General features: G+C 27.5%; 22 protein-coding genes. 16 read left to right on the top strand and 6 right to left on the bottom strand.

Annotated features, from left to right (window positions below; all coding sequences use genetic code 11):
* The first annotated feature begins 17 nt into the window (after nucleotides 1-17).
* From BGI42_RS09840 to BGI42_RS09825, 4 genes are all read left to right on the top strand, one after another.
* The gene (locus BGI42_RS09840) at nucleotides 18-2,660 is read left to right on the top strand and encodes a valine--tRNA ligase (protein ID WP_069680140.1); all 2,643 of its coding nucleotides are present in this window, start codon (nucleotides 18-20) and stop codon (nucleotides 2,658-2,660) included.
* 383 nt (nucleotides 2,661-3,043) lie between these two features.
* The gene (locus tag BGI42_RS09835; protein WP_069680139.1) at nucleotides 3,044-3,364 is read left to right on the top strand and encodes a putative heavy metal-binding protein; all 321 of its coding nucleotides are present in this window, start codon (nucleotides 3,044-3,046) and stop codon (nucleotides 3,362-3,364) included.
* Nucleotides 3,365-3,556: 192 nt separating this feature from the next.
* Nucleotides 3,557-4,864 (top strand): bifunctional folylpolyglutamate synthase/dihydrofolate synthase, encoded by a 1,308-nt coding sequence (locus BGI42_RS09830; protein ID WP_069680138.1) that lies wholly within the window; start codon nucleotides 3,557-3,559, stop codon nucleotides 4,862-4,864.
* Nucleotides 4,865-4,905: 41 nt separating this feature from the next.
* Entirely contained in the window at nucleotides 4,906-6,873 is a 1,968-nt protein-coding gene (locus BGI42_RS09825; RefSeq protein ID WP_069680137.1) for an HIRAN domain-containing protein, read from the top strand.
* Nucleotides 6,874-6,896: 23 nt separating this feature from the next.
* On the opposite strand, the gene BGI42_RS09820 is transcribed toward BGI42_RS09825, so the two are convergent.
* The gene (locus tag BGI42_RS09820; RefSeq protein ID WP_069680136.1) at nucleotides 6,897-7,154 is read right to left on the bottom strand and encodes a TIGR03905 family TSCPD domain-containing protein; all 258 of its coding nucleotides are present in this window, start codon (nucleotides 7,152-7,154) and stop codon (nucleotides 6,897-6,899) included.
* A gap of 168 nt (nucleotides 7,155-7,322) precedes the next feature.
* On the opposite strand from BGI42_RS09820, the gene BGI42_RS09815 reads away from it, so the two are divergent.
* Nucleotides 7,323-8,216 (top strand): YncE family protein, encoded by an 894-nt coding sequence (locus BGI42_RS09815; RefSeq protein WP_069680135.1) that lies wholly within the window; start codon nucleotides 7,323-7,325, stop codon nucleotides 8,214-8,216.
* Here BGI42_RS09815 and BGI42_RS09810 read toward each other — a convergent pair.
* Entirely contained in the window at nucleotides 8,200-8,733 is a 534-nt protein-coding gene (locus BGI42_RS09810; RefSeq protein ID WP_069680134.1) for a DUF4364 family protein, read from the bottom strand. The two genes, BGI42_RS09815 and BGI42_RS09810, sit on opposite strands and share 17 nt — an antisense overlap.
* A 127-nt stretch (nucleotides 8,734-8,860) precedes the next feature.
* Between BGI42_RS09810 and BGI42_RS09805 the strand changes: the two genes are divergently transcribed.
* Both BGI42_RS09805 and BGI42_RS09800 read left to right on the top strand, forming a co-directional pair.
* Nucleotides 8,861-9,631, top strand: coding sequence for a polysaccharide deacetylase family protein (locus BGI42_RS09805; RefSeq protein WP_105165915.1), 771 nt, complete (start codon nucleotides 8,861-8,863; stop codon nucleotides 9,629-9,631).
* A gap of 88 nt (nucleotides 9,632-9,719) precedes the next feature.
* Nucleotides 9,720-10,370: a single-stranded DNA-binding protein gene (locus BGI42_RS09800; protein ID WP_069680132.1), complete on the top strand. Its 651-nt coding sequence runs from the start codon at nucleotides 9,720-9,722 to the stop codon at nucleotides 10,368-10,370.
* A 64-nt stretch (nucleotides 10,371-10,434) separates the two neighbouring features.
* On the opposite strand, the gene dapD is transcribed toward BGI42_RS09800, so the two are convergent.
* Nucleotides 10,435-11,145 (bottom strand): 2,3,4,5-tetrahydropyridine-2,6-dicarboxylate N-acetyltransferase, encoded by a 711-nt coding sequence (gene dapD, locus BGI42_RS09795; RefSeq protein WP_069680131.1) that lies wholly within the window; start codon nucleotides 11,143-11,145, stop codon nucleotides 10,435-10,437.
* Nucleotides 11,146-11,550: 405 nt separating this feature from the next.
* Here dapD and BGI42_RS09790 point away from each other — a divergent pair, with 405 nt between their 5' ends.
* From BGI42_RS09790 to BGI42_RS09760, 7 genes are all read left to right on the top strand, one after another.
* Nucleotides 11,551-12,696, top strand: a complete 1,146-nt coding sequence (locus tag BGI42_RS09790; RefSeq protein ID WP_069680130.1) for a pyridoxal phosphate-dependent aminotransferase — start codon at nucleotides 11,551-11,553, stop codon at nucleotides 12,694-12,696.
* 557 nt (nucleotides 12,697-13,253) lie between these two features.
* Nucleotides 13,254-14,927, top strand: a complete 1,674-nt coding sequence (locus tag BGI42_RS09785; protein WP_069680129.1) for a peptide ABC transporter substrate-binding protein — start codon at nucleotides 13,254-13,256, stop codon at nucleotides 14,925-14,927.
* Nucleotides 14,928-15,459: 532 nt separating this feature from the next.
* Nucleotides 15,460-16,386 (top strand): ABC transporter permease, encoded by a 927-nt coding sequence (locus BGI42_RS09780; RefSeq protein ID WP_069680128.1) that lies wholly within the window; start codon nucleotides 15,460-15,462, stop codon nucleotides 16,384-16,386.
* A 17-nt stretch (nucleotides 16,387-16,403) separates the two neighbouring features.
* Nucleotides 16,404-17,348 (top strand): ABC transporter permease, encoded by a 945-nt coding sequence (locus BGI42_RS09775; RefSeq protein ID WP_069680127.1) that lies wholly within the window; start codon nucleotides 16,404-16,406, stop codon nucleotides 17,346-17,348.
* Between the two features lie 13 nt (nucleotides 17,349-17,361).
* Nucleotides 17,362-18,372 (top strand): ABC transporter ATP-binding protein, encoded by a 1,011-nt coding sequence (locus BGI42_RS09770; protein WP_069680126.1) that lies wholly within the window; start codon nucleotides 17,362-17,364, stop codon nucleotides 18,370-18,372.
* Entirely contained in the window at nucleotides 18,372-19,352 is a 981-nt protein-coding gene (locus tag BGI42_RS09765; RefSeq protein ID WP_069680125.1) for an ABC transporter ATP-binding protein, read from the top strand. The genes BGI42_RS09770 and BGI42_RS09765 overlap by 1 nt, the downstream gene beginning before the upstream one ends.
* Before the next feature lie 168 nt (nucleotides 19,353-19,520).
* Nucleotides 19,521-21,173, top strand: coding sequence for a peptide ABC transporter substrate-binding protein (locus tag BGI42_RS09760; protein WP_069680124.1), 1,653 nt, complete (start codon nucleotides 19,521-19,523; stop codon nucleotides 21,171-21,173).
* Nucleotides 21,174-21,236: 63 nt separating this feature from the next.
* Here the strand turns inward: BGI42_RS09760 and dapB are convergent, their stop codons facing one another.
* From dapB to BGI42_RS09745, 3 genes are read right to left on the bottom strand one after another with little or no spacing between them, the layout of a single operon-like run.
* Nucleotides 21,237-21,995, bottom strand: a complete 759-nt coding sequence (dapB, locus tag BGI42_RS09755) for a 4-hydroxy-tetrahydrodipicolinate reductase (RefSeq protein ID WP_069680123.1) — start codon at nucleotides 21,993-21,995, stop codon at nucleotides 21,237-21,239.
* Nucleotides 21,996-22,004: 9 nt separating this feature from the next.
* Nucleotides 22,005-22,883 carry a 4-hydroxy-tetrahydrodipicolinate synthase gene (gene dapA, locus BGI42_RS09750; protein WP_069680122.1) on the bottom strand — a complete coding sequence of 293 codons (879 nt, stop codon included), beginning with the start codon at nucleotides 22,881-22,883 and terminating at the stop codon, nucleotides 22,005-22,007.
* 16 nt (nucleotides 22,884-22,899) lie between these two features.
* Nucleotides 22,900-23,892 (bottom strand): aspartate-semialdehyde dehydrogenase, encoded by a 993-nt coding sequence (locus BGI42_RS09745; protein WP_069680121.1) that lies wholly within the window; start codon nucleotides 23,890-23,892, stop codon nucleotides 22,900-22,902.
* Between the two features lie 282 nt (nucleotides 23,893-24,174).
* Between BGI42_RS09745 and BGI42_RS09740 the strand changes: the two genes are divergently transcribed.
* Together BGI42_RS09740 and BGI42_RS09735 are read left to right on the top strand one after the other, a co-directional pair.
* Nucleotides 24,175-24,444: an alpha/beta-type small acid-soluble spore protein gene (locus BGI42_RS09740; RefSeq protein ID WP_069680120.1), complete on the top strand. Its 270-nt coding sequence runs from the start codon at nucleotides 24,175-24,177 to the stop codon at nucleotides 24,442-24,444.
* 235 nt (nucleotides 24,445-24,679) lie between these two features.
* Nucleotides 24,680-25,417, top strand: a complete 738-nt coding sequence (locus BGI42_RS09735) for a class I SAM-dependent DNA methyltransferase (protein WP_069680119.1) — start codon at nucleotides 24,680-24,682, stop codon at nucleotides 25,415-25,417.
* Nucleotides 25,418-25,420 lie beyond the last annotated feature (3 nt).

Below are 25,420 nucleotides of genomic sequence, written 5' to 3'. Positions count from 1 at the left end.
AATAGGGAGGAAAATAAATGTCAGAAACAAAAAATATTGCAACAACTTATGATCCAAAAGAATTTGAAGACAGAATTTATAAGACATGGGAGGAAAAAGGTTACTTTACCCCTGTTATAGATAAAAAGAAGAAGCCATTTACAATAATCATGCCACCACCAAATATAACTGGTCAACTTCACTTAGGTCATGCATTTGATGATACACTTCAAGATATGCTTATAAGATTTAAGAGAATGCAAGGTTATGCAGCGTTATGGCTTCCAGGTGAAGACCATGCATCTATTGCAACAGAAGTTAAGGTTGCAAATCAACTTGCTGAGCAAGGATATAACAAAAAGGAAATGGGGAGAGAAGCTTTCCTTGAAAAAGTTTGGGAATGGAGCGATAAGTACAGAGCTACAATAAGAAATCAAGTTAAAAAGCTAGGGGTTTCTGCTGATTTTACAAGAGAAGCATTTACAATGGATGAAAATCTTAGTGCAGCTGTAAAGCATGTATTTGTTAAGCTTTATAATGAAGGTTTAATATATCAAGGAAATAGGATAACTAACTGGTGTACTCACTGTCAAACAGCACTTTCTGATGCTGAAATTGAATATGAAGAACAAGCAGGTCATTTCTGGCATATAAACTATCCATTAGCTGATGGAAGTGGATTCTTAGAAATTGCAACAACGAGACCTGAAACATTACTTGGAGATAGTGGGGTAGCTGTTAACCCTAATGATGAAAGATACAAACATTTTATTGGAAAAACTGTGATATTACCACTTGTAAATAGAGAAATTCCTATAGTTGGAGATGACTATGTTGATTTAGAATTCGGTACTGGTGCAGTTAAAATGACTCCAGCCCATGACCCTAATGATTTTGAAGTAGGTAAGAGACACAATCTTGAAATTATAAGAGTTATGGATGATAAGGGTATTATTAATGAAAAAGGTGGAAAATATAAAGGCTTAGATAGATATGAAGCTAGAAAAGCTATGGTTAAGGATTTAGAAAGCTTAGGACTTTTAGTTAAGATTAAAGACCATGCTCATAATGTTGGTACACATGATAGATGTGGTACTACAGTAGAACCAATAATATCTAGACAATGGTATGTTAAGATGGAGTCTTTAGCAAAACCAGCTATAGAAGTGGTTAAAAATGGAAAAACTAAATTTGTTCCAGAAAGATTTGATAAAATATATTATAACTGGATGGAAAACATTCAAGATTGGTGTATTTCAAGACAATTATGGTGGGGACATAGAATACCAGTTTACTACTGTCAAGACTGTGGTGAAATGATGGTGCTTGAAGAAGTTCCAACTAAATGCTCTAAATGTGGTTCTACTAATATAAAACAAGATGAAGATGTACTTGATACATGGTTCTCTTCAGCATTATGGCCTTTCTCAACTTTAGGATGGCCAAACAAAACAGAAGACTTAGAATATTTCTATCCAAATAATGTATTAGTTACTGGACACGATATAATTTTCTTCTGGGTTGCTAGAATGATATTCTCAGGATTACACTGTATGGGAGAAACTCCATTTAATACTGTACTTATTCATGGACTTATAAGAGATTCTCAAGGAAGAAAGATGAGTAAGTCATTAGGTAATGGTGTTGATCCACTTGAAGTTATAGAAAAGTATGGTGCTGATGCGTTAAGATTTATGATTGCAACTGGTAATGCTCCAGGAAATGATATGAGATATTATCCTGAAAGAGTTGAAGCTTCAAGAAACTTTGCTAATAAGATTTGGAATGCTTCAAGATTTGTTATGATGAACCTTGATAAAGAAATTATGAACAAATATAAGAATTGCAAAGAGTATTCATTAGCTGATAAATGGATATTATCAAAAATGAACACATTAGTTAAAGAAGTTACAGAAAATATGGATAAATATGAACTTGGAATTGCTATGCAAAAGGTTTATGACTTTATGTGGACTGAATTTTGTGACTGGTATATAGAACTTGTTAAACCAGTATTCTATGGTGAAGATGAAAAAGCTAAAGGAGTAGCTTACAATGTATTAAATACTGTATTAGTTACAGGATTAAAATTATTACATCCAGCTATGCCGTTTATAACAGAAGAAATATTCACTCATTTAACAGACGAAGAAACAATAACAACATCTTCTTGGCCGGTATTTGATGACGCTTTAGTAAGCGAAGAATCAGAAAATGATATGGCTTATGTTATTGAAGCTATTAAAGGATTAAGAAATGTAAGAGCTGAAATGAATGTACCACCATCAAGAAAAGCCAAAGTTATTTGCCATATTGCAGAAGATGCAAAGCAAGCATTCACAGCTGGTAAAGCGTATATGGAAAAGTTGGCATCAGCTTCAGAAGTTGAATTTATAACTGACAAAGCAATGGTTCCAGAAAATGCAGTGTCACTAGTAGTTAAGGGTGGAGAATTATTTATGCCATTACTTGATCTTGTAGATAAAGATAAGGAACTTGAAAGATTAAATAAAGAATTTAAGAAATTAGAAGGCGAAATTGAAAGAATAGATAAAAAGTTAGGAAATGCAGGTTTCGTTTCTAAAGCTCCAGCAGCTGTTGTAGATGGAGAAAAAGCAAAGAGAGAAAAGTATGTTGAAATGCTTGATGCAGTTAAAGTAAGAATTGAAGCTTTAAATTAATTAGGCACATTCAAGTAAATAATTTTAAGTAGAAAGTTGTACACATATTTTAATGTGTGTACAACTTTTTTGTATAGAAAACTTTAATTTTAGAGACTAATAAAATTAAAGTTTATAAACAAATATCAGTTAAAAATTGAGTATAGAAACAGTACAATCAAAAAAAATTATAGTGCAATTGTAAAATATATATTTTAGAAAGTTTCAAAGAATTTCCACTAAAATGTTAATTTTCAACTAGCAAAATAATTTTATAGCACTTTGTTATTTAAATCTTAAGATAAGTGTAAAATATGGTTTAATGTTAAAGAATATATTATAATCATTTTAATAATAAATATAAAATGATAAGTTAATAATTATAAAAAAAGGAGAGTTTTCAAATGATTATAACAACAACACCATCTATAGAAGGAAAAAATATTTTAGAATATAAAGGAGTTGTATTTGGAGAAGTAATATCAGGAGTTAATTTTATAAAAGATTTTGCAGCAGGATTAACTAATTTCTTTGGGGGACGCTCTAATACTTATGAAGATGAATTGATAGAAGCTAGAGAAAACGCTATGAAAGAAATGGAAAGTAGAGCAGCAAAACTAGGAGCTAATGCCGTAGTTGGAGTAGACATTGATTATGAAGTATTAGGTGCAGATAACGGGATGCTTATGGTTACTGCTTCAGGAACTGCTGTTTATTGTGAGTAATATGGAAAGAGTTTTTATTAAGTAGAAATTTATATCTTTCTATTTTCAAAAAAAATTATCCACTATCAGCTAAAAAAGCGTGGCGTAGCCACTTTTGTTCTTATATATTAAATAGGAAATAAGTAATAATACATTTAATTGTATAAGTTAAATAAGCAAATTTGATAAATAATTAAAGGGGAAACGAATGAAATGAATTATGAAGAAGCAATGAATTATATAAATAGTGTGGGAAGATTTGGATCTAATTATGGTCTTAAAAGGACGTATCGGTTATTAGAGATATTAGGAGATCCTCAAAAAAAGTTAAAATTAATTCACATAGCAGGAACTAATGGTAAAGGTTCTACAACATCAATGATAACTTCAATTTTAATAAAAATGGGATATAAAGTTGGAATGTATACATCACCATATTTAGAAGAGTTTGAAGAAAGAATTCAGATTAATGGTAAAAATATTCCTAAGGATAAGTTAACTGATTTAATTAATATAGTTAAGAAATCTGTAGATCAAGTTATAGAAGAAGGATATGATCATCCAACTGAATTTGAGATTTTAACAACTGTTATGTATTTATATTATTATAATGAAAATGTTGATTATGCTGTGATTGAAGTAGGACTTGGAGGAGAATTAGATTCAACAAATGTGATAACTCCCCTAGTTAGTGTTATTACATCAATTAGTTTTGATCATATGAATATTTTAGGGAATTCTCTATATGAAATCGCTATGCAAAAAGCAGGAATAATAAAAAAAGATATTCCAGTAGTAGTTTATCCACAAAAAGATGAAGCTATGAAAGCTATAAAAGAAAAGGCTATAAAAGAAAACAGCAAAATTTATGAAGTTAGTAGGAACAGTGGAACATTTATAGAAGTAAATTATGATGATAAACTTTATCAAAGAGTTCAAATTAGAACTATTAATGGATTATATAATATAGAATTACCATTAATGGGTGAACATCAAATTTTAAATTTAAGCGTAGCTTTAACTACTGTAGAGATATTATGTAAAATAGAAGAATTAGAGATTAATAAAGAGGTTATAGAAAACTCACTTAAATCTGTAACATGGAAGGGAAGATTAGAAGCATTAGGAAAAGAACCTTTCATTGTGATTGATGGAGCACATAATATAGAAGGAATAAAAATGCTAAGAACTAATGTTGAAAAATACTTTAAGTACAATAAAATTTATTTATTATTAGGAGTTTTAGCTGATAAACAAGTGGAAGAAATAATTAAAGAAATAACACCTATAGCATATAAGATTTATGCATTAACTCCTCATAGCGATAGAGCAGAATTAAATACAGAATTAAGAAATGAAATCTTAAAATATAATAAAAATACTGTAGCCTTAGATAGTTATGAAGAAGCCGTTAAAAAGGCATTAAATGAAGCCGATGCTGAAGATTTAATATTGATAAGTGGTTCGTTATATATGATTGGAGATATGAGAAAAATAATAACACAGAAAATAATTATTTAGTTAACAATTATTTTTTATGTATGAAGGGGATGAGAATTTAAATGTTTGATTTTAATATATGTAAAAATAAAGAAAAAAACATATATGAGGATTTAAAAGGATTTTACCATGATAAACCTGGAGTAACATTTAGTTATCAAGATTTTGAAATTACAGGGTTAAGAGAATTTAAGGTTCTATATAATAAAATAAAACCATTGAAAAAAAATCAAAGAGTAAAACTAGGTAATGAACTTATTGATTTGTTGATAGATTATATAAGAGAACCTAAAAAAGAAGTATTTGAAAATATAAAAGGATATATGGCACTGAATCCAGTAAGTGATTATTATGAAGAATTCATTAAAAGTTTTAAAGCACTTATAGAAAGTTTTAAACAGTTTAAAGATGATTTAACTTTATTCTTAAAGAAACTAATATTTGAAGGTAATTCTCATGATGAAATAAAACTTGGACTTATGATGTCATGCACAATAAAAATAAATAATATAGAAGAAGTTTTAAGAGTTTTATCAATAAGCAATGAATATATATTTTATGTAATAAAAGTATATGAAACAATGAATAATTGTAATGAAAGAGTTTTTTATTTAGCTCAAAATTCAAGAGGATATGGAAAAGCTATATGTGTACATGAATTACAACCTGTAAGTAATGAAATAATCGAATGGTTAATATTATATGGCTTAGAAGATAATTTTGGATATTTAGAATCATTAGAATATTCAATGTTATCGGTTAATCTTTTAAAATATTTAAAATCAGGAAGAATAAATGAAAGTAATATCAGACTTTTATCTAAATCTTTTAGTGTGTTGTTTTCAGAATATGCAGTAAATGACATAGAAAATGGAATTAATGTATGTTTTGAATACTTTAAATTAGTTAATATGTATGGAAAAGATATATATAGTTTATATGGTGTTATAAGTGGAATTTATTCAATTGATACATTTATATTTCAGGAGTATGGATTTGATTCAATAGATAAAATAACATCAATAGTTCCACAGTATGATAAGTTATGTGATTTAGCTGGGGAAATATATATAAAAAGTATTTGGGGAAAAGTTATTTTAAAAGAAATAGGCAATATAGATTTAGATATTGAAGTTTTAGTAGAGGCAATGGAAAAAACTAATTTTGAAATTTCTAACGATGAATTTATAGGATTATTAGAAAGAGATTATACTAATCCAGCTTTATATAGATATGGTTTAGAAAAAGGGAATAAGGAACTTAAAAAAAGTATTTACGATGCTGCATATAACAGACTTCCAATGAAAGATATTTGCAATAGAGAAAAAGAAACTATAGATTTAGATGATCTTATAATTAAACCCATGTATCATCTGTGTTTCTATTTTTTGGTTAAAGGTATTGAATATGATGAACTTCCAAAAGAATATAAGAGAATTAATTTTGATGCTTTAAATGCTAGTTTAGTAGAAACTTATAAATTAGCTACTAATAACCTTATAAAAATTAAAGATGAATTTTCTAAGGAAGATAAGAAATTTATAGAAGAAAAATTAACAGAGGAAAGTTTAAAAAATTCATTACTATCATTAATAGACAGTGGTTCTAATAAAAAAAGAGAGTATATGGAAATCAATATTCAAAAAATAATACCCCATGTTAAAGATATATATCTTATGTCAACTTATATAGATGATATAAGATATAGAGATTTAAGTGTTATAAAAAATATTAATTTAGAAGAAGAAATGCTTTATTTATTTAGAGATAATGGTAATCCTTATGATGAAAATGCTATAAAAATAGTGACTAAACAAGGATATGTTTTAGGATATATTCCTAGGAGATATAATTTAATAATAAAAAATATGATTGATAATGGTAAATATTTTTATGCATTAATAAGTAAAGTAAGTGGAGATTTTGAGAAAATTGATATTATGATTTATTTGAGTTATAAGGATGTAATAGATGAAATAACTAATACAATGTCATTACTATATAATAAGAAAGGAAAATACCTACAATAAGATAAATTAAAGGTGTATCTTAATTAAGATACACCTTTGATTTTTTTCCATTCCATTAAAGCTTGTGCTAATTGATCAGGACAAGAAGTAGATTTATTTCCACATTTAATACCTTTTAATTTTTCTATTGCTATATCAATGTCCATATTTTTAACTAAAGCCCCAATACCTAAGAGGTTTCCAACACAGCCACCAATGAAATTTACAGATTTTATTACATTATTTTCAATTTCAATATTTATAGTACTTGAACAAACACCACGAGTTTTGTATGAAAACATATTAACTATCTCTCCCTTTATATTTTTAATAAAAACAAATTAATATTTTAATTATAGTAGTATTTTGTCAAGAAATAAAGATATTACAGAAAAATAGTAGTATCATTAATATCTTTTGAGAATATATTATAAATACAAGAATGATTATCCAAGGGGGGGGAGAAAGAGATGGAAGAATCAATTATTATATGTAATACTGGGTCAAGTACACTTAGTAAAGTTGATGTTGAAAATTTGGAGATTAAAACTTTAAATTTATCTCTAGATGAAAAAGAGAGTGGACCTCATGGATTGTCATTGTATGATAAAAAAGTTTTAGTAGCTAATAATTATAGCAACACTATATCATTAATAGATCCAGGGACTTTTAAAGAAGAAGGAAATATATATATAGGAGCCCATCCTAATGATTTAACAATTTACAATAATAAGTTATATGTTTTATGTGGAGAGGCTAATTCTCTTACAATATATGACTTACTTAAAAGGGAAGTTGTTGTGGAATTACCAATAGGAGTATTTCCTCATAGCATAGCTCTTTATAACGAACAAAACAAAGTATTTATAAGTAATATGGGAGATGATACAGTATCTGTTGTTGATTGTATATATAATAAGGAAATAAAAAGGATAAAATGCAATAAATATCCTACAAAGATAGCTGTATCTAATAACAGAGAATATTTATATATATGTGAAAGCCATATAGGTTATGCTTTAAAGGGGAGTATAGCTATAATATCATTAAAAGATTTTTCTTTAAAGGCAACTATAAAAGTTGGTAATGGACCAGTTGATTTTTGGGAGGAAGACAATTATCTCTATGTTTCTAATTTTGTAGAAGGATCAATTAGTGTTGTGAATATAAAAAAATTAAAAGAAGAAAGTAAAATATATATATCGGGTATGCCACGAGGAATAATTAAAGTTAATAAAAAAATTTTTGTTGGAGATTATTTAAATGGAAAATTAAAAATTATTAATTTAAAAGATAAAGAAATAAAAAACATAGCAATAGGAAAAGAACCTAATGCTATGCTTTTAATTAAGAATCTTCACTAAATAACATACTTATTATATTATTATAAATACTAGATGGGTTTTTCTTCCATTTATTGCAAAGGAGAATAGCTTGCTTTTTAGTTGGAACAGTTAACTTTAATTCCATAAGTACACCATCATTTTCTATAGCCTTTAGATCGACTAAAAAATTGTCATTGTTATCAAGTGTATAATCACTATGTATAGTAAGCTCTTTTTTTATAAGTTCTAATTTCTCTGTTATATATTGTTGTATGATTGAAATTTTTGAAGGAGATATTCTATCTTTAAATAAAGTTAGAACTGTATCTCCTTTTTTTGTTAAACACAATAATTTTTTCTCATTATTTTCTTTGTAAACAACAAAATTAGCACTTTCTAATTCAGATAAGTATTGTTGAAGTGTGAAGTAATTAATAAAATTGTTTTCAAGTACTATTTCAGTTAACTGAGTATTAGATATTGGATCTTTTATTGCTTTTAATACATAGAGTATTAATAATTTATTCTCCGCTAATTCTGCTGAACTTTCGTACATAAACTAAACCCCCATGATCGTTTAAATAATATATATATTATATCATAAAATATGATTTATTGAATATAGTTAATATTAATAATAGTTAAGTAGAATAAAAAAACAAAAAAGTAAGGAGAGTTCTGAGGTGAGTTGGAGAAGGCTAAGAATAGTTTTAGATTTACTTTTAATAATAATAGTAATTTTTATATCAATAGAATCTAAAAAAAATGTAAATGCAATTTCTGTAAATCTAGATGAGCATCCTATATATTCTGTTGATACAGAAGAAAAAGCTATTAGTTTAACTTTTGATATAAATTGGGCAGAAAAGGATAATCTTAAAAGCATATTACAAATATTAGATAAATACAATGTAAAAGGAACATTTTTTATAATGGGGGGATGGGTTAATCATAGTAGTGATAATGTTAAAAAATTAAAAGAAATTAACGAAGGGGGGCATGAGATAGGTAATCACAGTTATAAACATCCTGACTTTATAAAGATAAACGAAACAAAGTTAGAAGAAGAACTTAAAAAAACTGATGAAATTATAGAAAATAATATAGGAAAAAAGCCTAAACTTTTTAGATTTCCAAGTGGATCTTATAATAAACAAGCTGTGCAAAGAGTAAAAACATTAGGCTACATTCCAATACAATGGAATGTAGATTCAGTAGATTGGAGAGAAAGAGGGCAAGAAAAAGAGTATAGTAGAGTTATGAAGGGAGTAGCACCAGGAGCAATATTACTTTTTCATAATAATGCGAAATATACTCCAGCTAATTTAGAAAGAATAATAAAAGAATTAAAATCTCAAGGATATGAATTTAAAACAATAGGAGATTTAATATATTCTAAGGAATATTATATAGACGAAAATGGTATTCAGCACAAAAAAAATAATAAAGATTGAAAATAAACCAGGATTTGTATTATAATGGTAATAAGTGCTAGTGGGAGTACTGTTTACCAAATTATTAACAGTAGAGAGAGGGGTAACAATGGATAATTTAATGTTAAATAACAAGATATATCTAGAAGGCAAAATAGCTTCTGAATTAGAATATAGTCATGAAATGTATGGAGAAGGATTTTATACTTTTAATTTAGATGTTATGAGATTAAGCGATTCAGTTGATAGGTTAAATATAACCATATCAGAAAGATTAATTACAAATATTGATTTAAGTATTGGAGCAGAAGTTATTATTGATGGTCAATTAAGATCATACAATAAATTTATAGATGGATCTAATAAACTTATACTTACTGTATTTGCTAGAAATATTGAACCATGCTTAGAAAGAAGTAAAAACCCAAATGAAATATTCTTAGATGGTTATATTTGCAAAGAACCAGTTTATAGAACAACACCTTTTGGTCGTGAAATTGCAGATGTATTACTTGCAGTAAACAGGGCATATAATAAATCAGATTATATTCCAACAATTGCATGGGGAAGAAATTCAAGATTTTGTCAAAGTCTAAATGTAGGAGATAATATAAGAGTATGGGGTAGAGTTCAAAGTAGGGAATATCAAAAGAAAATTTCTGAGACTGAAACTGTGAAGAAGATTGCTTATGAAGTATCCATTTCTAAGATGGAAAAAGTAGAGGCTGATAATTCTTCAAAAGAAGAAGGAGCAGTCTAGAGTAATTAATATTTGAATGAAAATGAAAAGAGGATTTCTTTATGAAATCCTCTTTTCATATGTATTATTTTCTTAAATCATCTAATAATTGAGTTTTACCTTTAGTTTTATCATCAACTGACTTAATTATTTTTGCAGGAGAACCCGCTACTACAACATTTTCAGGAACATCTTCAGCAACAACAGAACCGGCAGCAACAACAGAACCAGCACCAATTTTAACTCCTTCTAAAATAACAGAGTTAGCACCAATTAAAACATTATCACCTATTGTACATGGCTCTTTGCTTGGTGGTTCTAAAACACCTGCAACAACAGCACCAGCACCAAGATGAACGTTTTTACCTAATCTACCACGTGCTCCAATTACAGCATTCATATCTACCATAGTGCCATCACCTATTTCAGCACCAATATTAATTACAGCACCCATCATTATTACAGCATTTTTCCCTATAGTTACTTTATCTCTGATAATAGCACCAGGTTCAATTCTAGCATCAACTTCAAGTAAATCAAGCATAGGAATTGCAGAATTTCTTCTATCATTTTCTAATCTAAAATGCTTTATAAGATGTTTATTATCTAAAATGATTTGTGCAATAAAATCAGATTCTCCTATTAATATATAAAAACCATTTGAGCCATACCATTCAATATTATCCATTGAAGCTTTGCTTAAATCTCCATTAACATATACTTTAACGGGAGTAGATTTTTTTGACTCCTTAATAAATCTAGCAATCTCATATGGATCTGTTAAATTATAAGACAAGTTTATCATCCTTTCTTTAATTACAATTAAGTTAATTATAATAAAAAAATAGTGAAAATAAAAGGGGAAGATTTATAATAAAATATAAATAAAAATATTTATGTTTTATTATGTGATAATAATCTATTTAAAATATGTATTAGAATAATAATAAATATTTTTATTTATTATTACATATGTTAATATAATTTCAAAGATTGATGATGTAATTAAAAGTATATACATTAAAATAATGTAAAAATATTTAGATTTACTTACCATTCATTAAGTTTAAAATGTTAAACTTAATGAATGGTAAGAATCTATAAAATATATACTATAGTTTATAGTAGTAATCTTTAATAACTATTGTTACAAATATTTATTAAAATAAAAATAGAAAATAGAGTACAAGGGAGAGTTACGATGAATAGTAGAGTAGAAAAAATACAAATTTCTGGAATTAGAAGATTTTATGAAAAAGTTCAAAAAGTTGAAGGGGCAATATCACTAACAATAGGGCAACCAGATTTTAATGTTCCAATTGATATAAAAAAAGCAATGATAGATGTTATAAAAAAAGATAAAACTACATATACTTCTAATGCCGGCATAGAACCTTTAAGAGAAGAAATAAGTAATTATTTAAGAAAATTTAATATTAACTATGATAAGGAAGAAATATGTATAACAGTTGGAGGCAGTGAAGGATTATTTGCAGTATTATCTGCCATAATTAATCAAGAAGATAAAATATTAATACCATCTCCAGCATATCCAGCTTATGAGAGTATATCAAATATAATAGGGGCAAAAGTAGTAAATTATTCTTTGAATGATGATTTTACATTAAATGTAGATGAAATAAAGAGAAAAATAAAAGAAGAAAATATTAAATATTTATTGATTTCTTTTCCGTCTAATCCTACTGGTGCAATATTATCTAAAGAAAATAGAAATGAATTAATAAAGCTTATAAAAGAAAATGATATTATTGTAATAACTGATGAAATGTATTCAGCTATAATATTTGATGAATATTACTCTGTAGCTCAAGAAAGTGAAATATTAGATAAGGTTATATATGTAAGTGGATTTTCAAAAATATTTTCTATGACAGGACTTAGAGTGGGATATTTTGCATGTAAAAATAAATTTATGAAAGAAATAATAAAAGTACATCAATATGCTGTTTCTTGTGCACCGTCTATAGCACAATGGGGAGCTTTAGAAGGATTAAAGAAATCTCTTGATGATGTAGAAAATATGCGAAAAACTTTTGAATTAAGAAAAAGATATTGTATTAAGAGATTAAATGATATTGGAATAGAAGTTATTGAACCTAAAGGAGCATTTTATATATTTCCATCTATTAAAAAGTTTAATATGAGCTCAGAAGATTTTTGTACTCGACTTTTAAAAGAAGAAAAATTAGCTTGTGTTCCAGGAACTGCTTTTGGAACACTAGGAGAAGGCTATATGAGAATATCTTATTGTTATAGCAATGAAGTTTTGTCTGAAGCTTTTAATAGATTAGAAAAATTTATAAAAAAATTAAATAATAACTATTAAATATAAGATTATTATATTATATATTTAAATTTTATATAATTAAGTATTTTTTAGATTTTCTATTAAATTGATTCATATTTACAATATTATTGTTTAATAGTTATTTTTAAAAATAATTATAAATATTGGGCAATTTTTTAAAATATACTAAACTGTTAAAAAACAGTTAAACAAATATTAGATATAAGAAAAAAAATCATTAATATTAAAAATTATTAATGAATTGATATTATTAATATATTAATTAAATGCTTTTAAAAAATAATAATATTTGACAAAAGCATTAAATATTATATAATTTAATAAATATTAATAAATAAAAATAAAAAAATGATATTGGTGCATTGTTATAAGTAGGTACTATATCATTTAGGCACATAGAAATAAATAACAAGAAAAAGATGCGATGGATATTTTGCGAAATACAATAACTTGCGTTCTTTTAATAGTTGTGCTATTAGTAGGTTCCAAAAAAGAAGTAGTTCACAAAATAAACTAGCATACTGCTAGTTAGTTATTTGAAGGTGCCTTATAAAAATAAGGGGGAAATATAATTTATGAAAAAGAATAAACTTAAAAAGTTACTTTCTTTAACTTTGGCTTTAACTTTAGGATTAACAGTTTTTGCAGGTTGTGGTAAATCAACTGATAATCAAACGAAATCTAATGAACAAGTTATGACTTATAACTTAAATGCAGATCCCAAAACTCTAGATCCAGCATTAAATAACTCATTGGATGGAGGAATAATGTTAGTAAATACATTTGAGGGATTATGTAAATTAGATAAAAATGATAAAGCTATACCGGGGGTAGCTGAAAAATGGGATGTTTCAGAGGATGGAACGGTTTATACATTCCATTTAAGAGATAGTAAATGGTCAAATGGGGAGTCTGTTACAGCTCAAGACTTTGAATATGCATGGAAAAGAGTATTAAATCCAAAAACAGCAGCGTTATATGCATATCAAATGAGTTATTTAAAAAATGCTGATGAATATAATCAAAATAAAGATATTGATGGGGATGGAAAAATAGCTACAGCAGATGAAATTGGTGTTAAAGCTATTGATGATAAAACATTGGAAGTGACTTTAAATGAACCATGTCCTTACTTCTTAGAAGTAACATCATTTCCATGTTATTTTCCAGTTAACAAAGATTTAGTTGAATCAACTCCAACTTGGGCTAACAATGCTGAAACATATGTTTCAAATGGTCCGTTTAAAATGACTAAATATGCAATGAAAGATGAAATAGTATTAGAAAAAAATGAAAATTATTATGATACAAATAATGTTAAACTTGACAAACTTAATGTAAAATTAGTTACAGAAGAAACTTCTGCATGGGCAAGTTATCAATCAGGGGATTTTGATATGGTAGATATTGTTCCATTATCAGAAATCCAAACTGCTGTTAAGGATGGTAGTGCTAAAATATTTGAACAGTTAGGAACTTATTTTTATTGTATAAATGTATCTGAAAAGGCTAAGACTTTGAATCCAGAAGCTGCTAAGGCATTGTCTGATGCAAGAGTAAGAAAAGCGTTAGCATTAGCTATTGATAGACCTTCAATAGTTAATAATGTAAAAAAAGGAGAACAGATACCAGCACATAGTTTTGTTCCAGAGGGTATTTTAGATAGTAAAGGAAAAGATTTTGCAAGTAAAAAGTACTTTAAACCAGAAGGTGATGTAGAAGAAGCTAAGAAATTATTAGCAGAAGCAGGATATCCAAACGGAGAAGGATTCCCTACAATTGTATTAACATTTAATCCTGAAAAAGGAAATGGAACTATTGCTCAAGCAGTACAAGACATGTGGAAAAATAATTTAGGAATAAATATAGAACTTCAAAGTCAAGAGTGGAAGGTATTCCAAACAACTAGAGACAATAAAGATTATTTAATTGCTAGACATGGATGGGTTGGAGATTACGTTGATCCAATGACATTCTTAGAAATGTGGATCAGTACTTCAGGTCAAAACAATGCAGGATATAATAATCCAAAATATGATGAACTAATAAAAGCATCTAAAACGGAAAAAGATCCAGATAAGAGATTAGAAATAATGCATGAAGCAGAAGATTTATTAATGGAAGATATGCCTATAATACCTGTTTACTATGAAACTCAACCAAAAGGTATAAAAGATTATGTTAAAGATGTTAGAGTATCACCTTTAGGATTTGTATATTTTGATAGAGCCTATATAGAAGGAAAGTAACTTAGATTGAAATTGCTTCAAATATATATGGATTATATTTGAAGCAATTTTTAATTATTATGGAAAATAGAATTTTAAATTTTATATCAAGTTTTATTTGATTATATAAATTAAGAAAATTTTAGTCTATAAAAATAATATTTTCTTGTATAATTATAGGTTATTTAATTTTATGAAGTATTAAAGAATTTATAAAGAATTAAAAGATTTAAGAAATTTAATTAATTAAAAATGTTAAAAATAATGAAATGTTAAAAAAATATAAATAAAATTAATACAATGATACATGTATTAATTTTTATATGTGTATATTTATAAAAAAATACTTTAAAAAATGCATAATAAACATTTTGAAATACAAGTGTTTTTCGTTGAAATACAAGGGCTAAGGTGTATAAAAAAACATAGTGAATTATTAATTGATCAATAGAGATGGTTCTAATTTATTGACAAAAATTAATATTATTATATAATTATTAAATAAATTGATATTATTTTAAATATCGAATTTTGTAAAAAGGGAGAGAGAAAAATGCTAAAATATATTGGAAAAAGGTTATTAGCAAGTATATTAACAATATGGGTTGTCATAACGTTAACATTCTTCCTTATGAGACTTATGCCAGGTGGACCTTTCGATAGTGAAAAATTAACACCTGAAATTAAAGCTAATATGGAAGCAAAATATGGAATGGACAAACCACTAAGTGAGCAATATGTAATGTATATGAAGAACTTAGTAAAAGGAGATCTTGGTGAATCTATGGTATTCAAAGGAAGAAGGGTATCGGAAACAATATCGTATTCATTCCCAGCATCTGCAGAAATTGGTTTAGTGAGTGTGGCTTCATCAGTTCTGGTTGGAGTTGGATTAGGAATAGTAGCAGCATTAAAAAAAGGTAAATGGGCAGATTCATTAATTATGCTTTTAGTTACCTTAGGAATTACTATACCAAGTTTTGTAATAGGAGCTGTATTAATTTATTTCTTAACTGTTGAGTTGAGATTGTTACCAGCAACAGGGTTTAGTAGTTGGAAGAATTATATAATGCCAGTAATAGCATTATCATTAGCATCAATGGCTTTTATCACAAGACTTTCAAGAAACAAATTATTAGATGTATTAAAATCTGATTATATAAGAACAGCAAAAGCTAAGGGATTAAGTAAGAAAAAAGTTATATTAAAACATGCACTTAGAAATTCTTTAATTCCTATAGTAACTTATGTTGGACCGTTAATAGCAAGTATTTTAACAGGGAGTTTTGTTGTAGAAAAAATATTCGCAATTCCAGGATTGGGAAATGAATTTGTTCAATCAGTTACAAACAGAGATTATACTATGTTACTTGGAGTTACTGTATTTTATTGTGCATTACTTATAATATTTAACTTTTTAGTAGATATTATGTATGTAATAATAGATCCAAGAATAAAATTAGAAGATGCAGAAGTTTAATAGAGAGGAGAAAAGAGATGGAAGAAAAAATAAATTTAGAAAAGGACTTATTTACTCCTCTAACTGCAGATGAAAAAAAGGTAGAGGTTATTGTAAGGCCTAGTATTGGTTATTGGAAAGACGCATGGAACAGATTAAAGAAGAATAAAATGGCTATTATATCATTAATAGGAATAATAATTATAACATCAGCAGCAATTTTAGTTCCTAGAATATCACAATATTCTTATGATCAAAATATACTATCTGCTGTTAATTTAAAGCCATCAGCAGAACATTGGTTCGGAACAGACCAATTAGGAAGAGATATATTTGTAAGAGTATTTTTTGGAGCTAGATATTCATTAATGATCGGCGTAGCAGCAGCATTTATTAATTTATTTATTGGAGTAATCTATGGTGGAATATCAGGATTTTTGGGTGGAAAAATAGATAATTTTATGATGAGAATTGTTGATGTATTATATTCAATTCCATTAATTATTTATGTAATAATATTAATGACTATTTTAAATAAACCAGGAAGTGGTGGAAGTGGTATTACAACTATTATAATAGCACTTTCTATATCTTATTGGATAGGAATGGCAAGAATAGTTAGAGGAGATGTCTTACAGTTAAAACAACAAGAATTCGTTCTTGCAGCAAAAGCTTTAGGTGCTTCTAATACTAGGATTTTAATAAGACACTTAATACCTAACTGTATTGGATCAATAATGGTTACTATGACATTACTTATACCACAAGCAATATTTACAGAAGCATTTCTAAGTTTTATAGGTTTAGGACTTGTTCCTCCTAAAGCATCATTAGGTACTTTAGCTAACGAAGCTATGAAAGCAATATATCAATATCCATACCAATTGTTATTCCCAGCATTAGCAATTTGTTTGATAATATTAGCATTTAATCTTTTTGGAGATGGATTAAGTGAAGCACTAGATCCTAAGAATAAGAGATAGGGGGAAGAGATAAATGAAAAAATTATTAGAAGTAAAAGATTTGAAAACTTCCTTTAAGACTAATGTAGGAGAAGTGCATGCAGTAAGAGGTGTATCTTTTTATTTAGATAAAGGAGAAGCTTTAGGAATAGTTGGAGAATCAGGATGTGGTAAAAGTGTTACCATGATGTCAATTATGAGGTTACTTGCTGATAATGGAAGATTAGTAGGTGGAAAAATCAAATTTGATGGTAAAGATTTATCAAATATAAAAGAATCAGATATGGAAAGTATAAGAGGGAATGACATTGGAATGATATTCCAAGATCCGATGACATCTTTAAATCCAGTTTATACTATTGGTGATCAATTGATAGAACCATTAATAAAACATAAAGGTATGAGTAAATCAGAAGCTAAAAAGCAAGCTATAAAAATGCTTCAATTAGTTGGGATACCAAGTCCAGAAAAAAGAATAAAACAATACCCACATGAGTTTTCAGGTGGTATGAGGCAAAGAGCTATGATCGCAATGAGTCTAATTTGTGAACCAAAACTTATAATTGCTGATGAACCAACAACAGCATTAGATGTTACAATTCAAGCGCAAATTTTAGATTTAATGAAAGATTTAAAGGAAAAGCTTAATACTTCTATAATATTAATTACGCATGATTTAGGAGTTGTAGCAGATCTTTGTTCAAGAATAAATGTAATGTATGGTGGTATAGTAGTAGAAACAGGTACTACAGAAGATATTTTTTATAGAGGTAAACATCCTTATACTTGGGGTCTTTTAAGAAGTGTTCCGAATCCTAAGGAAAATTCTAAAGAAAAGCTTAGACCCATTGAAGGTCAACCACCAGATTTATTAAAACCACCAGTAGGTTGTCCATTTGCAGCTAGATGTGATTATGCAATGAAAATTTGTTTACAAAAACAACCTCCACAATTTGAAATGGGAGAAAATCACAAGGTAGCATGTTGGTTATGTCATGAACATGCACCTAAGGTAGAATCACCTATAAAGAGGAGGGAAGAATAGTGGGAAAAGATAAAGAAGTAATTTTAGAAGTAAAAGATTTATGCAAATATTTCCCAGTAAGCAAAGGCTTATTTAAAGGAAAAAGCTATGTTAAAGCTGTTGATAGAGTTTCTTTCACAATAAATAAAGGTGAAACTTTAGGACTAGTAGGAGAATCAGGTTGCGGTAAAACAACTACAGGAAGAACAATATTAAAATTATATAATCCAACATCGGGAAAAGTGATTTTTAAAGGAAAAGATATAACAGAGTATTCTGTAAAAGATATGGTTTCATTAAGAAAAGAGATGCAAATGATATTTCAGGATCCATATGCATCATTAGATCCAAGAATGACTGTTGGTGATATTATAGGAGAAGCTATTGATATTCATGGTTTATATAAAGGCAAAGAAAGAACTAAAAGAATAAGAAGTTTATTAACTAAAGTTGGTCTTGCAAGTGATCATATAAATAGATACCCACATGAATTTTCAGGTGGCCAAAGACAAAGAATAGGTATTGCAAGAGCTTTAGCAGTTCAGCCATCTTTAATTGTGTGCGATGAACCAATATCTGCACTTGATGTTTCTATTCAAGCTCAAGTTATAAATATGCTTGAAGATCTTCAAAAAGAATTAGGCTTAACTTATCTTTTTATAGCTCATGATCTTTCTATGGTTAAACATATATCAACGCATATTGGAGTTATGTATTTAGGAAGAATGGTTGAAAAAGGAGAAAGTAACGCTGTATACTCAGAATCATTACATCCATATACTCAAGCACTTCTTTCAGCTGTACCAATTCCAGATCCTGAAGAAGCTAAGAGTAATGAAAGAATAATATTAGAAGGCGATATACCATCTCCAATTGATCCACCACCAGGATGTAGATTTCAAGGGAGATGTAGATATGCTAAGCCAATTTGTAAAGAAATTGATCCTGAATTGAAGGAAGTGAAACCAGGGCATTTCGTAGCATGTCATTTATATGATTAATAAATATCTTTAATAGATAATTATAATAAAATTAAATTTTAAGCTTTCAGATAAAGTTTTAAAAACTTTATCTGAATCTTTAAAATACTGTTTATAGGTTGCCATTGTTATTTTAAAAGATAGTTACTTGTAAAGAGGATTTTTATGATTTTAAGGGGGAAAGTTTTAATGAAAACTAGTAAAATTAAAAAGTTATGTGCAATAACATTAGCATTAACTTTAGGTCTTTCAACTTTAGTAGGTTGTGGAAGCGGATCTAGCAAAAATGGTTCTAATGGACAAGTTATAACTTATAATTTAAATGCTGATCCTAAAACTTTAGATCCAGCATTAGGTGAAGCTATTGATAGTTCAACTATTATGGTAAATACATTTGAAGGATTATATAAGTTAGATGAAAATAATAAGGCAATTCCAGGAATCGCTGAAAAATGTGATGTTTCAGAAGATGGAACAGTTTATACATTTCATTTAAGAGATGGTGTTAAATGGTCTAATGGAGAACCACTTACAGCAAATGATTTTGAATATTCATGGAAAAGAGTAATAAATTCAGAAACAGCTTCAAAATATGCATTCCAAATGTCATATATTAAAGGAGCAGAAGCTTATAACAAAGGAAAAGGAAGTTTAGAGGATGTTGGGATTAAAGCAATTGATGATAAGACTTTAGAGGTAACATTAGTTGCTCCATGTTCATACTTTTTAGAATTAACAGCATTTCCTTGTTATTTTCCAGTAAATAAGGCTACGGTTGAAGCTAATAAAGATAGTTGGGCTCTTAATGCTGAAACTTATATTTCAAATGGTCCTTTCAAAATGACTAAATATGGAATGAAAGATGAAATAGTATTAGAAAAAAATGAAAATTACTATAATTCTAATAATATAAAACTTGATAAGTTAAATGTAAAACTTGTTACTGAAGCTACATCTGCATGGGCTAGTTTCCAAACAGGAGATTTTGATATGGTAGATATTGTCCCAACATCAGAAATGGAGTCTGCATTAGCTGATGGAACAGGGAAAAACTTCCCATTATTAGGAACAGGATTTTATGTAATAAACGTTTCTGATACAGTAAATGCAATTGACTCTAATGCTACAAAAGTATTACAAGATAAGAGAGTAAGAAAAGCCTTAAATCTTGCAATAGATAGACCTTCAATAATTAAGAATATATTAAAAGGTGGACAAACACCAGCAACTAGTTTTGTAGCAAAAGGGATTAAGGATTCAGATGGTTCAGATTTCGCAAATAAACAATATTTTAAACCTGAAGGTAATATAGAAGAAGCTAAGAAATTATTATCAGAAGCAGGATATCCAAATGGAGAGGGATTTCCAACACTTGTGACACTTATTAACCCAACTAATCCAAATGGAGATGTTGCCCAAGCTCTTCAAAATATGTGGAAAAATAATTTAGGAATTAATGTTGAACTTCAAAGTCAAGAATGGAAAGTATTCCAAACTACTAGAAATGCTAAACAATATGAAATTGCATTCCATGCTTGGGGTGCTGATTATATAGATCCAATGACATTTTTAGATATGTGGGAAAGTACATCAGGACAAAATTGTGCAGGATATAATAATGCAGAATATGATAAGTTAATAAGAGCTGCTAAAGTTGAACAAGATAAAGATAAGAGATTTAAGATGTTACATCAAGCAGAAGATATATTAATGGATGATATGCCAGTAATTCCATTAAATTATCAAATAAAAACTAAAGGTATCAAAGATTATGTAAAAGGTGTTAAAGTATCACCATTTGGACATGTTTACTTTGATAAAGCATATATAGAAGGAAAATAAAATTTAAATAAAAAGAGGAGATTTTAAAATCTCCTCTTTTTGAATTTAAATATCATTATAGTTTTATTTAGTTATACCTATAACATCATCCATGGTATATAAACCAGGATTTGATATATTACCCATGTATTCACAAGCCTTTAAAGCTCCTATAGCAAATACTTCTCTAGATATAGCTTTGTGGGATAATTCTATTACTTCACCAACTCCGGCAAAGATTACATCATGATCCCCAACTATAGAACCACCTCTAATAGCATGGATTCCTATTTCGTTTTCTTCTCTTTTAGATAATCCTGAACGTCCATAAACAAACTTTGTTTCTTCACTTATAGAATCTTTTATTGTATCTGCAAGTAAAACAGCAGTACCACTAGGGGCATCTACTTTTTGATTATGGTGCTTTTCTATAACTTCAATATCATAATTACCATAAAGAAGTGGTGTTATTTTTCTCAATAATGAATTTATTAAATTTATTCCAAGTGACATATTAGCAGATCGAAATAATGGAAGAGTGTTACTTTTTTCTTCTATTAATGATAACTCTTCATTAGAAAATCCTGTTGAGCAAATAACTAATGGTTTTTTAGTTTTTTCTGTTAAACATAATAAATCTTTTAAAGCATCTGCTCTTGAAAAATCTAACAGCACATCATAATCTATGTCTAAGTCTTCAGGTGTTTTATATATAGGATAAGATGTTTCATAAGGAACTTTATCTATACCAGCTATAATTTGTAAATTATTAAATTTGCCAGCACATTCAGTTATGACTTTACCCATTTTGCCGCAGCAACCGTTTAATACTATTTTTATCATTTAATCACCTTATATTAATTTATTTTCTTTTAAAATAGCTTTTAGTGTTTCTAAATTGGTATCTTCCATTTCACATAATGGAAGTCTTAGAAAACCAACTTTAAATCCTATAAGATTCATAGCTGTTTTAACAGGAATAGGATTTGTTTCCATAAATAAAGCATTTGTTAATTTTAATCTATTTAATTGAATATCTAGTGCTTCATTAAAATTACCTTCTAAACATTTTTTAGTAAGTTCATGAACTTCCTTTGGAATAATATTAGCTAAAACTGATATAACTCCTTTGCCACCCAGAGACATTATAGGAACTATCTGATCGTCATTGCCTGAATAAATATCTATTTTATCTTTGCACAATGCTTTCATTTCTACAATTTGACTTATATTTCCACTAGCTTCTTTTATAGCAACTACATTTCTTAATTCTGATATTTTTACTAAAGTTTTAGGTGTTATATTTACACCTGTTCTGCCTGGTACATTATAAAGAATTATAGGTATATTTACAGAATCATTTACTGCTTTAAAATGTTTAAATAATCCTTTTTGAGAAGTTTTATTATAATAAGGAGTAATTACAAGTATGGCATCAACACCAACACTTTCAGCATATTTACTCATTTCAATAGCTGATAAAGTATTATTTGACCCTGTACCAGCAATTACTGGTATCCTTTTATTTATAGTATCAACTGTAAATTTAATTACAGTCTTTTTCTCCTTTTCTGTCATTGTAGTTGCTTCACCAGTAGTTCCACAAATAACTATAGAATCTGTTCCTTCTTTAACATGCCATTCTAATAAATCTTTTAATTTATTATAATCTACTCCTTTGTCGTTAAAAGGAGTAACAATAGCTACACCTGAACCTTCAAATACTGACATTAAAATTCCTCCATTTTTAATTGTTAGATTGGATCATTATTTCAGCAATTTGAATAGCATTAAGAGCTGCTCCTTTTCTTATATTATCTCCAACAACCCATAGATTTAGGCCGTTATCAATACTGAAGTCCCTTCTAATTCTACCAACATAGACATCATCTTTTCCTGATACCATAAGAGGGGTAGGATATTTTAATTCCCTTACATCATCATATACAGTTACACCAGTAGTGTTTCTTAATAATTTAAAAATATCATCAATTTCAAATGGAGAATTTAATTCTACATTTATACTTTCGCTATGCCCATTTAATACTGGAACTCTAGCTGTTGTAGCTGTTATTTTTAAATCAGGACAATGAAGAATTTTTCTTGTTTCATTAATCATTTTTTCCTCTTCTTTAGTGTATCCATTATCTAAAAAAACATCTATATGAGGTAAAATATTACCAGCTATAGGATGTGGAAATTTCTTTGGAGCGATTCCTTTTACTCCATCTTCTAAATCTTTTATAGCTTGAATTCCAGCACCTGATACAGCTTGGTAAGTTGAATATACTATTCTTTTAAGTCCATACTTATCATGTAATGCCTTAATTACAGGCATGGCTTGTATAGTAGAACAGTTTGGATTAGCAATTATTCCTTTATGAAGTTTTATATCTTCAGGATTTACTTCAGGTACTACTAAAGGTACTTCAGGATCCATTCTCCAAGCACTACTATTATCAATTACTACAGCTCCGTTTGAAGCAAATATAGGCGCAAATTCTTTACTAGCATCTCCACCTGCTGAAAAAAGTGCATAGTCTATTTTTTTATTTTTTATATTCTTTTCGCAAGTTTCTTCAACTAAATAATCTTTTCCTTTAAACTTTAAAGTTTTTCCCTCAGATCTTTTTGATGCAAAAAGATATAAATTTTTTACTGGAAAATTTCTTTGTTCTAGAATTTCTAGAAATTTTCTTCCTACATTTCCAGTAGCCCCAACTATTGCGACATTATACACATTAATCCCTCCTAATTATTTTTATTAAGTATAATTTATTATTAAAAATTATTTAATATACAAATACTATAGTTAAATATGATAAAAATATCAAGTAGATGTACAAAATAAGTTAAAAAATTAAATATAATTAATATAAATAAAGAATTTTGTACATACTAACAATATATTCAGAACATATTATAAGTGAATAGTGTTATAAAACAAATTAAGAAAATAATATACGCTTTATTAGATATTATATAGTATTAATAATTTGTTTTTTGAAAGGAGTGTATAACCATGAGTGGTACACCATTAAAAAAAATAATAAAATCCAAGATAAAATCTAATAAAGAACTTACTGAAGCAGAAAAGATGAGAGAAAAATTGAAGTATGAAATTGCAGAAGAACTTGGATTAAAAGATAAAGTTGATGAAGAAGGTTGGGGTGGACTTTCAGCAGAAGAAACAGGTCGTATAGGTGGTCTTATGACAAAAAGAAAGAAAATGCTAAATATGCCAACTAATAATCAGATATTACAAAAATCTAGTAAAAATAAGAAAAAATAATATATATTTTAAAGTTAAGATATGAAAATGTATTTGATAAGTAAGAGCAATATTAACAATTAAGTATATATTTATTTATGTTTTGTTATAAGTTAAGTATCTAAAGTGTATATTAATAAACGTAATTTGTATATGTGATGATATTATTAATATTTATTAAAGTTGACGAATTAACTATTAAGATATAATATAATTGTTGGAAATATATATGATATTTTAAGGATGGGTAATATTTATGGTTTATGGCGAATTTGCAAATATTTATGATAAATTAATATATGAAGATATAAATTATGAATTAGTAAGTAATAGAATTATAGAATTGTGTAAACAAAATAATATTCAATATGAAGATTATTTAGACTTAGCATGTGGGACAGGTAATGTTTCAATAAATGTAGCAAAATATTTTAAAAATACATATGCAGTTGATTTATCAGATGAAATGTTAAATGTAGCATTTGATAAATTTAAGGAAAACAAAGTTAAAGCGAAAATAATATGTCAAGATATGTGTGAATTATCGCTAAATCATAAATTTGATTTAATAACATCTGTTCTTGATTCAACAAATTATTTAACAGAATATGATGATTTAATTAGTTATCTTAATAGGGTGTATCAACATTTAAAAGATGATGGTATATTTGTATTTGATATAAATTCATATTACAAATTATCAAATATATTGGGAAATAATATTTATACATATAATTCAGAAGATATTTTTTATACATGGGAAAATGTATTTGAAGAAAATATACTTAACATGTATTTAACTTTTTTTGTAAAAAGCAAAGAAGACTTATATGAAAAATTTGAAGAGCAACATATAGAGAGAGCTTATAAAGAAGAAGAACTAGAACAAGCTTTAAAAGATTGCAAATTTAAATTAGTAGGTAAGTTTGATAGTTATAATGATAAAACTGTATTTAAACAAAGCGAAAGAATAGTTTATGTTGTTAGTAAATAGAGG

The sequence above is a fragment of the Clostridium taeniosporum genome (assembly GCF_001735765.2).
Lineage (GTDB): Bacteria > Bacillota > Clostridia > Clostridiales > Clostridiaceae > Clostridium > Clostridium taeniosporum.
This window is presented reverse-complemented; position numbering and strand designations above follow the sequence as displayed.